The following is a 12,437-nucleotide window of genomic DNA, read 5'->3' as shown; positions in this document are numbered from 1 at the left end:
TAATTATAACAATAACATTTTAAATCAAATGATCGTCTGAGCAACGGCCTTCCACTTTGTTTCTCCGCAATTTCGGTTATAAGGCGCGCATGTTGGATGTGCTTATCGTCGGCGCCGGCCCTGCCGGCCTCTATGCGGCAGACCGGATATCGGCCAAAGGATATTCCGTGCTCGTGGTAGAGAGACTGCCTTCTCCGGCCCGGAAATTCCTGATGGCGGGACGCGGCGGCCTCAACCTCACACACAGCGAAGACCTGGACGATCTCAAGCATCGGTACCGGGAAGCGGAACATTTCCTTGCACCGATGCTGGATGCTTTTGCTCCCGAGGATTTGCGGCGTTGGTGTCATGATCTGGGCGAGGACACGTTCATCGGCTCCAGCGGCCGGGTTTTTCCGCAGAAAATGAAGGCATCGCCGCTTCTGCGCGCCCTGCTCAGGCGGTTGGAACGGAACAAGGTCACCCTGCAAACCCGATGGACCTGGACCGGCATCACCTTAGACGGAACCAGTCAATTCATCAGCGAAACCGGTGCCGAACACCGAATCCGCGCCAGAGCGACATTGCTTGCCCTCGGCGGCGCGAGCTGGCCGCGGCTCGGCTCCAATGCAGCCTGGGTACCGGCACTGGAGAAGCACGGCATTGAAATCCGCCCCTTCAAGCCGGCCAATTGCGGCTTCCGGGTTGCCTGGAGCCAGCATCTGACCGACCGGTTTGCCGGCGCGCCGCTCAAACGCATCCGCCTGAACCTGGGCACGAACACCGTTTCCGGGGAAGCCCTTCTCTCCGAACAGGGCATTGAGGGCGGGGCCGTCTACGCCCTGTCCGCAGAAATCCGGGACGCGCTCGAACAGACCGGAACGGCCGATCTCAGAGCGGACCTGAAACCGCAAATGCCGCTTGAAAAGCTCGTCGCGCGGTTGTCGGCGGGGCGGGGAAAACAATCCCTGTCGAATTTTCTCCGCAAGGCGGCCGGGCTATCCGCCGCAGAAATCGCCCTTCTTAGGGAAAACGGGCAGATACCGGACAACCCGGATGCTTTGGCCCGGCTGATCAAATCGGTGCCCATTGCCGTCAGCGCTCCTTACGACATCGACCGGGCGATTTCCTCCGCGGGCGGGATCGCGCTGGAAGAGGTCGGTGAAAATCTGATGCTTGAGAAATTGCCGGGTGTCTTTGCTGCCGGAGAAATGCTGGACTGGGAAGCCCCGACCGGCGGCTACCTGCTGCAGGCGTGTTTTTCCATGTCCGAACGAGCCTCCAACGGCATTCTGGAGTATTTGAATACCGGGAAAGAGACCGAGACCGCATGACCATCCTATATGTCGACGCCGATGCCTGCCCGGTCAAGGACGAAGCTGTCCGCGTGGGTGAGCGCCACGGAACGAAAATCCGGATCGTCAGCAACAGCTGGATGCGGCTGCCGGAAAGCGATCTCGTCGAAAGGGTCATCGTGCCGGAAGGCCCCGACGAGGCCGACAACTGGATTGCCGAACGGGCCGCCACCGGAGATGTGGTGGTGACCGCCGACGTTCCGCTTGCCGCCCGCTGCGTCAAGGCCGGCGCGCTGGTCATTTCGCCGAACGGCAAGCCGTTTCGGGAGGACGCGATCGGAATGCGCCTTGCCATGCGGGACCTGAACACGCATCTGCGCGAAACCGGCGAGATCCGTGAGGGCGGCCCCCCGTTTACGAAGGCCGACCGGTCCCGGTTTCTCAATCAGCTCGAAACCATTATGCGGGCCGCGAAACGCATGGCGCCAGAATAGACCAGAACAAAAAAATCCCCGGCGCGGTCTTTTTGACCGTCGCCGGGGGCAAGCCGGTTTGCGCCCGTGCTTGGTTGGGTCTGTTTAGCGGCAGAACTTCTGGTAACCGGAATAGGTCACGAAGTAACCGGTGTTCGGGTTGAAGGACCGGTATTTTGACGAGCAATACCGGTACCATGCGGGCGTCCACGGCTCCGGATGTGCGTAGTAGACCGGGGCCGGAGCCGGATAATAGGCCGGGGGCGGTGCATAGTGACGACGCTGTGCCTGGGAGGCGACGATGGCGCCGGTGGCCAGGCCGATGACAGCGCCGGCGGCAAAGGCGCCGTTACGGCCGTTCTTGGCATCTGCGGTCTGGACGGAAACGGTCATTGCGGACGTTGCGATAACGGCGACGGCCAAGGTGGTTGCTGCGACTTTCGTGAACATTGCTGATACTCCTCTGTCGGTCTTTGTCTTGAACGCTGTGTTTGCGTTCTCTGCTTTCATCTGCGTGACGGTGTGTCCGTCGATGGAGATGACCTTAGGCGAGGACGCATCCGCCGGCTGTGATGGGTGTCACAAGCCGGCCGCTTTCGAAAAAAGTGCGGGAAATGACCGGAAGGGTTAGCGGACGGATAATACCGGCGGGCATGTGCACCGGAACCGGCGACCGTCGAAGAGATCCGCTCCGCATGTTGTCAGGCTGCCCCACCTGACAAAAGACTTGCCCCCGGCGCGGTCAAAACGACCGGGCCAGGGGCAAAGGCTGCTTTTTGATGTGACCGCTTCGCTTAGCGGCAGAACTTCTGGTAACCGGAATAGGTCACGAAGTAACCGGTGTTCGGGTTGAAGGACCGGTATTTTGACGAGCAATACCGGTACCATGCGGGCGTCCACGGCTCCGGATGAGCGTAGTAGACCGGGGCCGGAGCCGGATAATAGGCCGGCGGCGGTGCATAGTGACGGCGCTGCGCCTGCGAGGCAACGATAGCGCCGGTGGCCAGGCCGATCACCGCGCCGGCGGCGAAGGCACCGTTGCGGCCGTTCTTGGCATCTGCGGTCTGGACGGAAACGGTCATTGCGGACGTTGCGATAACGGCGACGGCCAGGGTGGTTGCTGCGACTTTCGTGAACATTGCTGATACTCCTCTGTCGGTCTTTGTCTTGAACGCTGTGTTTGCGTTCTCTGCTTTCATTTGCGTGACGGTGTGTCCGTCGATGGAGATGACCTTAGGCGAGGCCGTAGCCGCTCGCTGTGATGGGTGTCACAAGCCGGCCGCTTTCGAAAAAAGTGCGGGAAATGACCGGAAGGGTTAGCAAGCGGTTAATCCCGGCGGCCGTCAGTGCCGGAACCGGGAAACCGGCATGGCACCCGTGCCGCCTATCTGTCGTCTGCCGCCACCACAAAAGACTTGCCCCCGGCACGGTCAAAACGACCGTGCCAGGGGCAAAGGCTGCTTTTTGATGTGGCCGGTGCCGGTTACCGGCAGAACTTGCGATGGCCGGAATAGGTCACGAAATAGCCGGTATTCGGGTTGAACGACCGGTATTTGGACGAACAGTACCGATACCATTGCGGGGTCCAGGGAGCCGGACGGTAGTAGACCGGAGCCCCGTAGCGCGGACCGCTATAGAACGGACCGACAAAGACACCGGGATACCAGCGATGACCATGTTTCCAATGGTGGCCGTGGTGCTTTTTCGGGCCATGATAGCCCCCGCCGGCGGAAGCCGTAGTCGCACCGACAGACACAAGCACCGAAGCCGCGAGGGCAGTGGCAATCGTAGTTGTTTTTGCGATTTTCTTAAACATTTCCAAACTCCAATATCCGTTTTTCTATATTCCCCAAGCTCCATCTCAATGATGGGACCTTCCTGCAATGACTGTGACTTTAGCAAATCGATCCAATACGATCTGTGACAGCGATCACATGGCTCCTTTATTTCTTCTTTTCTTAATTCCGTCAGATATGACGTATACGCAGCTTATTGAGCGCGGCGCATATCGTGAGAGGAGGCCCCGGTCCGTCTGGCGGGTTTCGGCGGAGCAATCGGACTACGGGTGCTTGTAAAGACGCGCGGGTCGCCTTACATTTCGCGCATCGGCGATTGATTTGCCGATCGGGACACGAAATAGACCCGGTAAAGACTGTTTTCGGCAGGGGCCGGCCGTTTTCAGCCACTCTGCTCTGAATTTCGAAGCTTTTCCGTTTCTAGCTGACTGCTCGTTTATGTGGGCCTTGCGGCATGGACTAGGGGGCCCACGCCACTTAACGGAAAGGTTTCCAAATGCGCGAAAACGGCACCATCAAGTTCTTCAACTACGACCGTGGCTTCGGCTTCATCACGCCTGAAAACGGCGGCAAGGACGTGTTCGTTCACATCACCGCCTTCGAGCAGGCCGGCATTCCGGCGCCGGAAGAAGGCGCCAAGGTCACCTATGTGACCGAAGACGACCGGCGCGGCCGCGGCAAGCAGGCTGCCCAGCTCGAAATGGCCTGATTGGCCTCAATTTTCGATCCCTCGGGATTGACCAAACGCCGGTGCATTTGCGCCGGCGTTTTTGTTTTCACGATCTCCTACAGGAGATCATCGCCGGCGCGCTTCGGATCATAGGCGTTGCGCAGATCCTCCAGCGCCTTCATGCGCGTCTGGCTGCGTTCGGCATTTTCCTGGGTTACGCCCGCAATCAGCAGCTCCGCAATCGCCATCAGCGCCGTGCTGGAATCCCACGGTGACGGCACCGCCACGCGAGCGGGAAGGACATGGGCCGCGATGCGGCCGATCGGCGACTGCCAGCTGTCCGTGATCAGGCCGACGGTCACGCCCTGGCGGGCCGCGGCTTCCGCAAAGCGCACGATCTCCGCCTGGTAGCGGCGGATATCGAAGACGACCAGCACATCCTTCGGCCCCATGCCGATCAACTGGTCGAGCCAGTTCCCCTGCTGCCCGGCCACATGCACTACATTCGGGCGAACAATCCGGAGATGGGCGGCCGTATAACGTGCCAGCGCATCGGTGAACCGGCCGCCGAGCAGATAAACGGTGCGCTTCTCATCGGCCAGGATCCGGATCAGGCTCTGCAACTCGCCGCGCGGCAGATGGGCGAAGGTTTCGCGCACATTGTCGACCAGCTTGTCCATCAGCGGATCGCCGTCGATGGAGGCATCCGTTTCCATGACCGTGCTGCGGGCGAGCGGCGAGTTCAGCTGGTTTTCCAACTCCGTGCGCAAACGCGCCTGAAAATCGGCAAACCCCGGAAATCCCAGCCGGGCGACAAACCGCAAAATCGTAGGCGAGCTGACCCCTGCGGCCTGGGCGAACTGGGCCACGGTTCCAAGACCCTGCATCGGGTAATTGGCGAGAAGCGCATGAGCCGCCTTGCGTTCGGTCGCAGTGAACTCGTCGAGCCGTTCTCGGATCTCATCCAGCAGGGGTGGTATCATGGGGTTCCTCCCACTCCGCGTGCCGATAGCCTGTCGCGTTCATTACATTCACGCCACATGCTCTCTTGAATTGTTTTGCCGCATGTCTTTGTCCCGAAACCGGTACCCACTTTTGGGAGACATGCTCCAAGATTTCCGTTTGACTTCACCGCAAAGTGTGTATCAAATAATACAAGGTTTGACTGTTGACGCAATCCTGTAACAAAAAATACAAACGTTAACAGTCACGTAAACCTCACGAGGGGACTTGATTGATGGCAGTCGTTTTGCCTGTCGAAAGTGAGGATGCGCCGGTCGTCGTGGACAATCCCGGCGGCGTCGGACCGTTCGTGCTGGTGTGCGATCATGCCAGCAACCGGATGCCTCCCGCCTATGGAGGATTGGGGTTGTCTGACGCGGACCGGGTGGCCCATATCGCATGGGATCCAGGCGCGCTCGGCGTTTCCCTTGAACTCAGCCGTCTCCTCGACGCTCCTCTGATTCATTCGACGCTGTCCCGCCTGCTGGTGGACTGCAACCGGGATCAGTCGGCCGTCGATCTCATCCCTGAAATCAGCGAGCAGACCGTCATTCCCGGCAACCAGGGCCTCGCCCCGGACGAGCGCGCGCGCCGGGTCGCGCTGGCGCATACACCGTTCCACGCCGCGATCGACGCGGTGCTGGATGAACGGCAGCGCCTCGGACAACCAACGGCCCTGGTCTCGGTCCACACGTTCACGCCGGTTTACAAGGGCGTCCATCGGGACTGCGAAATCGGCCTGATTTCGGACCAGGACCGTCGTCTCGCGGACCCTGCCCTTTCCCTCCTGAAGGAGAGATCGGATTGGCAGGTAGGCGACAACGATCCCTATTCACCGGCGGATGGGGTCTATTACACGCTGACCCGGCACGGAGAAAACCGGGGCCTGGTGCCGCTGATGATCGAAATCCGCAACGACAGGGTGACAACGCCTGAGGCGGAAAAGGTCTGGGCGCAGCTTCTTGCCGGTGTCCTGGCGGACGCCTTGAAAACCGTTTCGCATGCAAACGCAGGGGGCCTGAATGCCTAGAGCCGCGCACGCGTATATCCGAATCGTGGACGGCTTCAACAGCGGTCTCGGCAGGATCATGATGTGGGGCGTCTTCGGGATGGCGGGGATCCTGCTGTGGTCGTCGATCTCCAAGACCTTCTTCCAGCCGTCGTTGTGGACGCTGGAAGTCGCCCAGTTCGCCATGGTTGCCTATTATGTTCTCGGCGGTCCCTATTCGATCCAGCTTGGCGCCAACGTCCGCATGGATCTGTTCTATGCCGACTGGTCGCTGCAGAAGAAAGCCTGGTTCGACGCCTTCACCGTGTTTCTGCTGATCTTCTATCTCGGCGTCCTGCTGGTCGGCGCTGTCAATTCGACCGCCTATTCGCTGGGCTATTTCGGCAAGGACAGCTTCACCTTCTTCAAGGACCTGATCGTTGCCTTTGTCACCGGCGGGCCTGATGCCGCCAAGGAGGTCATGGGCTACATCGAACGCAGCCCGACCGCCTGGCGGCCCTACCTTTGGCCGGTCAAGTTCATCATGCTTTTCGGCTTCGTCCTGATGCTCCTGCAGTCCGTTTCCGAACTTTTGAAAGACATCGCCCGGATCAAGGGAGAAGAGATCTGATGTCCTATGAGATGATCGCTCTTCTCATGTTCTCGTCGATGATGGTGATGCTGCTTACCGGGCAGCGCGTCTTCGGCGCCATCGGCGGCATTGCGGCCATCGCCGCCCTCGCCCTGTGGGGGACCGGCGGGGAGGACATCCCGTTCTCGGCCGCCATGAAGCTGATGAAATGGTATCCGCTGCTGACGCTGCCGATGTTCATCTTCATGGGCTATGTCCTGTCGGAATCCCGGATTGCCGACGACCTTTACAAGATGTTCCACATCTGGATGGGACCGGTCCCGGGCGGGCTTGCGATCGGCACGATTTTTCTCATGGTCCTGATCTCCGCGATGAACGGCCTGTCGGTCGCGGGGATGGCCATCGGCGCGACGATCGCCCTGCCGGAACTCCTCAAACGTGGCTACGACAAACGCATGGTTTCGGGCGTGATCCAGGCCGGGTCGTCTCTCGGTATTCTCGTACCGCCGTCCGTTGTCCTCGTGCTTTATGCGATGATCGCCCGGGCTCCGGTCGGCCAGCTCTGGCTGGCCGGCGTTCTGCCGGGCCTGATGATGGCCGGGCTGTTCGTCATCTACATCGCTATCCGCTGCCGGCTCCAGCCCGAACTCGGCCCGCCGTTGTCTGCGCAAGAACGCGAAGCCTCCAAGGGCGAGAAATACAGGCTTCTGGCCTCCGGGATCCTGCCGGTCGTCATCTTCGCCACAATGATGGTTCCGTTCGTCAACGGCTGGACGAGCCTGGTCGAAAGCTCCGCCATCGGCGCGCTGACCGCGTTCCTGGCCGCTGTCGTCAAGCGCCGGATGACCTGGGAGATCCTGATCACCTGCCTGAAGCATACGCTTGGCATCTCCTGCATGTTCATGTGGATCATCCTGGCCGCCCTCGGCTTCGGCGCCGTGTTCGATGGACTGGGCGCGGTGAAGGCGATCGAGAACCTGTTCACCGAACAGCTCGGCCTGGAGCCCTGGATGATCCTGGTGCTGATGCAGCTGTCGTTCCTGATCATGGGCACTTTCCTCGACGACACCGCCATGCTGGTGATCGTCGCGCCGCTTTACGTGCCGCTGGTCAGTGCGCTCGGCTTCGACCTCATCTGGTACGGGGTGCTCTACACGATCACCACCCAGATCGCCTACATGACACCGCCATTCGGGTACAATCTGTTCCTGATGCGCGCCATGGCTCCACCGGAAATCAGCATGCGCGACATCTACGCCTCGATCACGCCTTTCGTTCTGGTGATGGTCGTGGCGCTGGTGCTGGTCATGGTGTTTCCGCAAATCGCGCTGATGCTGCCGAACTATGTGTACAACCATTAGCGCTAATTAATAAATAAGAACAATAGCTTGGAAGATTGAAGTTTGTAACAGGCGCTTCGATAATCAATCGCCGGAAGGCACGAAGGGCCATAGAGGATCACTCGAAAGGGGAGTATCTGAAAATGACGAATAGACGCGATTTTCTTAAGAAAGCCGGCCTCGGAACGGTTACTGCCGCCGGAGCCTCCACGCTGGCCGCCCCGGCGGTTCTTGGTCAGGAACCGATCAAGTGGCGCCTGCAGACCTATGCCGGTCCGGCTCTTGCCGAACACGTGATCAAGCCGTCGATCGACGCTTTCAACAAGGCTGCCAACGGCGAAATGGTCATCGAGCTTTATACCTCCGACCAGCTCGTCCCCACCGGTGAGCTGTTTCGCGCCATGCAGCAGGGCACGATCGATGCCGTGCAGTCCGATGACGACTCCATGGCCTCTCCGACCGAAGTCACCGTCTTCGGCGGTTATTTCCCGTTCGCCTCGCGCTACTCGCTCGACGTTCCGGTGCTCTTCAATCAGTATGGCCTGAACGAAATCTGGGACGCGGAATATTCAAAGGTCGGCGTCAAGCATATTTCGGCCGGTTCGTGGGATCCGTGCCACTTCGCAACCAAGGATCCGATCCGCTCGCTGGCAGATCTCAAGGGCAAGCGCGTCTTCACGTTCCCCGACGGCCGGCCGCTTTATGGCCCAGTTCGGCGTCGTGCCGGTCACCCTGCCCTGGGAAGACATCGAAGTCGCCGTGCAGACCGGCGAGCTCGGACGGCATCGCATGGTCGGGCATCACCGAGGACTACACCGTCGGCTGGGCGGATGTGACCAACTACTTCCTGACCAACAACATCTCGGGTGCGTGGGCCGGATCGTTCTTCGCCAACATGGAGCGCTGGAACGAGCTGCCTGACCACCTGAAGACCCTGCTCCAGCTCGCGATGGATTCCTCGCACTACTATCGCCAGTGGTGGTATTGGGGCGGCGAAGCTTCGCTTCGCGTCAACGGCACCAAGATGGAGTTGACCTCCATTCCGGATGCCGAATGGGCGACGGTCGAAGAAGCCGCTGTGAAGTTCTGGGACGAAATCGCGGCCGAGTCCGAAACCAAGGCCAAGGTCGTCGAGATCTTCAAGAAGTACAACGCCGACATGCAGAAGGCCGGCCGGCCTTACCGCTACGGCTAAGCAGTACTGCGAAGGACCGGTCCGGGGCATTGCTCCGGACCGGGTTCCCTGACATAAAGACAGTTTATCTCTTCAGAACGGACAAAGATCCAAATGGCTGGCAATCTGACATTCGATGCGCTCAAGGCTGCGGTTTCATCGGGCGAAATCGACACCGTCCTCACGTGTATCGTCGACATGCAGGGCCGGCTGATGGGCAAGGCGGTTCCATGCCCAGCACTTCATCGACAGCGCCTGGCAGGAAACTCATTGCTGCAACTACCTGCTGGCCACCGATCTGGAGATGTACACGGTCGAAGGCTATGCGGCGACGAGCTGGGCCGGCGGCTACGGCGACTACGTGATGAAGCCCGATCTTTCGACCCTGCGGCTGGTGCCGTGGCTGGAAGGCACCGCCATGGTCCTGTGTGATCTCCTCGATCACCACACCCATGAGGAAGTGCCCCACGCGCCGCGCACGATGCTGAAAAAACAGATCGCGCGCCTGAAGGAGCTTGGCTACACGGCCAAATGCGCCACCGAACTGGAGTTCTTCCTGTTCGAGAAGAGCTTCGACGACATGCGCAAGTCCGGCTTCCGCGATCTGGAGCCGATATCCGGCTACAACGAGGATTACCACATCCTGCAGACCACCAAGGAAGAGGCCGTGATGCGCCCGGTGCGCAACCACCTCTACAAGGCGGGCATCCCGGTCGAAAACACCAAGGGCGAGGCCGAGACCGGGCAGGAAGAACTCAACATTCGCTATTCGGAAGCGATGAACTGCGCCGACTATCACACCATCGCCAAGCATGCGGTGAAGGAAATCGCCTGGGCCAACGGTCGTTCCGCGAGTTTCCTGGCCAAGTGGCGCGCGGACAAGGTCGGCAGTTCGACCCACATCCACCAGTCGATCTGGAACGAGGCGAACGAGAACGCCTTCCAAGACCCGACCGGCGACCATGGCATGTCCGAACTGATGCGCCAGTATATGGCCGGGCTGATCAAGTATGCGCCCGACTACACCTACTTCCTGGCGCCCTATATCAACAGCTACAAACGCTTCCAGAAGGGCACCTTCGCACCGACCAAGACCGTATGGTCCGTCGATAACCGCACGGCCGGTTTCCGGCTCTGCGGCGACGGCACCAAGGCAGTCCGCGTGGAGTGCCGGATCGGCGGCTCCGACCTCAACCCTTATCTGGCGATCGCCGCCCAGCTTGCTGCCGGCATCCGGGGGATCGAGGAGAAATTGGAGCTGGATCCACCCGCGTCCGGCGACGTCTACGAGGCAAAGCGTGCACGGGAAATCCCGGGCACCCTGCGCGACGCGCGCGAGACGATGCGCAAGTCGAAGATGCTGCGCGAAGCGTTTTCCGATGAGGTGATCGACCATTACGCCCGGGCGGCGGAATGGGAGATCGAGGAATTCGACCGTGTCGTGACCGATTACGAAATCGCCCGGGGCTTCGAACGCGCCTGACCCCGGGCTCAACATTCTGAAACTGACCTAAGCCGCCTTTGTTGCGGCCTTTAGAGGTGCATCATGTCTGAAGTCATCAAGCTCGTCTCTCCCGTCGACGGCTCGGTCTATGCGGAGCGTGCCGCACTGGACGAGTCCCAAGTGGAGAAAGTCGTCTCGCTTGCTCGTACGGCCCAGATCGACTGGGCCAACACACCGATCGCAGACCGTGTCGGCTACTGCCTGAAGGCGCTGGACGCGCTGAAGGCGATGAACGACGAGATCGTTCCCGAACTCGCCTGGCAGATGGGCCGCCCGGTCCGCTTCGGCGGCGAGTACGGCGGCATCGACGAGCGCACGCGCTATATGGCCGATATCGCCGAAGCCGCACTTGCCGACCATATCCCGGCTCCCAAGCCGGGCTTCACCCGCTATCTGAAGCATGTGCCGCTCGGCATCGTGATGGTGATCGCGCCGTGGAACTATCCGTTCATGACGGCGATCAACACGATCATGCCCGCGCTGATGGCGGGCAACGTGGTGATCCTGAAGCATGCCGCCCAGACGCTGCTGGTCGGTGAGCGGCTGGCAAAGGCCTTCGAAATGGCCGGCCTGCCCAAGGGCGTCCTGCAGAACATCGTCCTCACCCATGCGGGCACGGAAAAGCTGCTGGGTTCCGGCCTGATCGACCACATCAACTTCACCGGCTCCGTTGCCGGCGGACGGGCGATCGAAAAGGCGGCCGCGGGCACTTTCGCGACGCTGGGACTGGAACTCGGCGGCAAAGACCCGGCCTATGTCCGCGCCGATGCGGATCTCGACTATGCCATCGGCAATCTGGTCGACGGCGCCTTCTACAATGCGGGCCAGTGTTGCTGCGGCATCGAACGCATCTATGTCCAGGAAAGCCTCTACGACCGGTTTGTCGACGGCTTCGTCGACCTGACCAGCCAGTACAAGCTGGGCAATCCGCTGGATGAGGAAACCACCCTCGGGCCGATGGCGCAGGCGCGCTTTGCCGCCTGGGTGCGCGAACAGACCGACGAGGCCGTGCGCAAAGGGGCCAAGGCCCATATCGACATGTCCGCCTTCCCGGAAAACAAGGAAGGCACGCCCTATCTGGCACCGCAGGTGCTGACCGACGTCAACCACCAGATGTCGGTGATGCGCGAGGAAAGCTTCGGCCCGGTCGTCGGCATCATGAAGGTCAAGGACGACGCAGAAGCCCTGCAGTTCATGAACGACAGCCCCTACGGCCTGACCGCCTCGATCTGGACCGAAGACGCCGAGGCGGCCGCCGAGATCGGCGACAAGGTCGAGACCGGCACCGTGTTCATGAACCGTTGCGACTACGTCGATCCGGGTCTTGTGTGGACCGGGGTCAAGGACACCGGCAAGGGCGCGGCCCTTTCGGAAGTCGGCTTCCACAACCTGACCCGGCCCAAGTCCTATCACTTCCGGATCGAGCACTAATCGAAAGGATGCGGTGTGACTGGCCGGACGCAACAAGAGCCTTTCGTCAACCTCCCGTCTCCCCCCTTGAGGGGGAGATGTCTCCGACAGGAGACAGAGGGGGGTAGCAGCCTTGCCGCATCCTTAGACTTTCAGAATTGCCGAGACGCCGTTCACCCCCCTCTGTCGGCATTTGCCGACATCTCCCCCTCAA

Annotated in this window: 11 protein-coding genes and 2 pseudogenes; 9 read left to right on the top strand and 4 right to left on the bottom strand. The window is 60.5% G+C overall.

The genetic code is table 11. The features are described from left to right. Positions 1–89: 89 nt before the first annotated feature. Positions 90–1,313, top strand: a complete 1,224-nt coding sequence (locus ABIN98_RS13080; RefSeq protein ID WP_346910574.1) for a TIGR03862 family flavoprotein — start codon at positions 90–92, stop codon at positions 1,311–1,313. Beyond that, on the top strand, positions 1,310–1,768 hold the full coding sequence (locus ABIN98_RS13075; RefSeq protein ID WP_346910572.1) for a YaiI/YqxD family protein: 459 nt from the start codon (positions 1,310–1,312) through the stop codon (positions 1,766–1,768). The genes ABIN98_RS13080 and ABIN98_RS13075 overlap by 4 nt, the downstream gene beginning before the upstream one ends. Positions 1,769–1,852: 84 nt before the next feature. Here ABIN98_RS13075 and ABIN98_RS13070 read toward each other — a convergent pair whose 3' ends face one another. The 3 genes from ABIN98_RS13070 to ABIN98_RS13060 form a co-directional block, all read right to left on the bottom strand. Next, on the bottom strand, positions 1,853–2,197 hold the full coding sequence (locus ABIN98_RS13070) for a BA14K family protein (RefSeq protein WP_394701493.1): 345 nt from the start codon (positions 2,195–2,197) through the stop codon (positions 1,853–1,855). A gap of 344 nt (positions 2,198–2,541) precedes the next feature. Beyond that, positions 2,542–2,886: a BA14K family protein gene (locus tag ABIN98_RS13065; protein ID WP_394701493.1), complete on the bottom strand. Its 345-nt coding sequence runs from the start codon at positions 2,884–2,886 to the stop codon at positions 2,542–2,544. Positions 2,887–3,230: 344 nt separating this feature from the next. Further along, entirely contained in the window at positions 3,231–3,563 is a 333-nt protein-coding gene (locus ABIN98_RS13060; protein ID WP_346910570.1) for a BA14K family protein, read from the bottom strand. A gap of 476 nt (positions 3,564–4,039) precedes the next feature. Between ABIN98_RS13060 and ABIN98_RS13055 the strand changes: the two genes are divergently transcribed. Next, positions 4,040–4,252, top strand: coding sequence for a cold-shock protein (locus ABIN98_RS13055; protein WP_346900084.1), 213 nt, complete (start codon positions 4,040–4,042; stop codon positions 4,250–4,252). Between the two features lie 77 nt (positions 4,253–4,329). Here ABIN98_RS13055 and ABIN98_RS13050 read toward each other — a convergent pair whose 3' ends face one another. Next, a complete protein-coding gene (locus ABIN98_RS13050) occupies positions 4,330–5,196 on the bottom strand; it encodes a MurR/RpiR family transcriptional regulator (RefSeq protein WP_346910568.1) in 867 nt (288 codons plus the stop codon). A 254-nt stretch (positions 5,197–5,450) separates the two neighbouring features. On the opposite strand from ABIN98_RS13050, the gene ABIN98_RS13045 reads away from it, so the two are divergent. From ABIN98_RS13045 to ABIN98_RS13020, 6 genes and pseudogenes are all read left to right on the top strand, one after another. Then, positions 5,451–6,245, top strand: a complete 795-nt coding sequence (locus ABIN98_RS13045) for an N-formylglutamate amidohydrolase (protein ID WP_346910566.1) — start codon at positions 5,451–5,453, stop codon at positions 6,243–6,245. Next, entirely contained in the window at positions 6,238–6,834 is a 597-nt protein-coding gene (locus ABIN98_RS13040) for a TRAP transporter small permease subunit (protein ID WP_346910564.1), read from the top strand. Before ABIN98_RS13045 ends, ABIN98_RS13040 begins: the two co-directional genes overlap by 8 nt. After that, positions 6,834–8,156, top strand: coding sequence for a TRAP transporter large permease subunit (locus ABIN98_RS13035; protein WP_346910562.1), 1,323 nt, complete (start codon positions 6,834–6,836; stop codon positions 8,154–8,156). The genes ABIN98_RS13040 and ABIN98_RS13035 overlap by 1 nt, the downstream gene beginning before the upstream one ends. A gap of 122 nt (positions 8,157–8,278) precedes the next feature. Continuing rightward, positions 8,279–9,330, top strand: a pseudogene (gene dctP, locus ABIN98_RS13030) (TRAP transporter substrate-binding protein DctP). A 93-nt stretch (positions 9,331–9,423) separates the two neighbouring features. After that, positions 9,424–10,792 (top strand): annotated as a pseudogene (locus tag ABIN98_RS13025) (glutamine synthetase family protein). Between the two features lie 63 nt (positions 10,793–10,855). Then, the gene (locus ABIN98_RS13020; protein ID WP_346910561.1) at positions 10,856–12,244 is read left to right on the top strand and encodes an aldehyde dehydrogenase family protein; all 1,389 of its coding nucleotides are present in this window, start codon (positions 10,856–10,858) and stop codon (positions 12,242–12,244) included. The last annotated feature ends 193 nt before the right edge of the window (positions 12,245–12,437 follow it).

The sequence above is a fragment of the uncultured Roseibium sp. genome (assembly GCF_963675095.2).
GTDB lineage: Bacteria > Pseudomonadota > Alphaproteobacteria > Rhizobiales > Stappiaceae > Roseibium.
This window is presented reverse-complemented; position numbering and strand designations above follow the sequence as displayed.

Excerpts from the sequence above, each read along its gene's own strand:
- ABIN98_RS13080 (WP_346910574.1), top strand. The coding sequence starts at position 90 with ATGTTGGATGTGCTTATCGTCGGCGCCGGCCCTGCCGGCCTCTATGCG.
- ABIN98_RS13075 (WP_346910572.1), top strand. The coding sequence starts at position 1,310 with ATGACCATCCTATATGTCGACGCCGATGCCTGCCCGGTCAAGGACGAA.
- ABIN98_RS13070 (WP_394701493.1), bottom strand. The coding sequence starts at position 2,197 with ATGTTCACGAAAGTCGCAGCAACCACCTTGGCCGTCGCCGTTATCGCA.
- ABIN98_RS13065 (WP_394701493.1), bottom strand. The coding sequence starts at position 2,886 with ATGTTCACGAAAGTCGCAGCAACCACCCTGGCCGTCGCCGTTATCGCA.
- ABIN98_RS13060 (WP_346910570.1), bottom strand. The coding sequence starts at position 3,563 with ATGTTTAAGAAAATCGCAAAAACAACTACGATTGCCACTGCCCTCGCG.
- ABIN98_RS13055 (WP_346900084.1), top strand. The coding sequence starts at position 4,040 with ATGCGCGAAAACGGCACCATCAAGTTCTTCAACTACGACCGTGGCTTC.
- ABIN98_RS13050 (WP_346910568.1), bottom strand. The coding sequence starts at position 5,196 with ATGATACCACCCCTGCTGGATGAGATCCGAGAACGGCTCGACGAGTTC.
- ABIN98_RS13045 (WP_346910566.1), top strand. The coding sequence starts at position 5,451 with ATGGCAGTCGTTTTGCCTGTCGAAAGTGAGGATGCGCCGGTCGTCGTG.
- ABIN98_RS13040 (WP_346910564.1), top strand. The coding sequence starts at position 6,238 with ATGCCTAGAGCCGCGCACGCGTATATCCGAATCGTGGACGGCTTCAAC.
- ABIN98_RS13035 (WP_346910562.1), top strand. The coding sequence starts at position 6,834 with ATGTCCTATGAGATGATCGCTCTTCTCATGTTCTCGTCGATGATGGTG.
- ABIN98_RS13020 (WP_346910561.1), top strand. The coding sequence starts at position 10,856 with ATGTCTGAAGTCATCAAGCTCGTCTCTCCCGTCGACGGCTCGGTCTAT.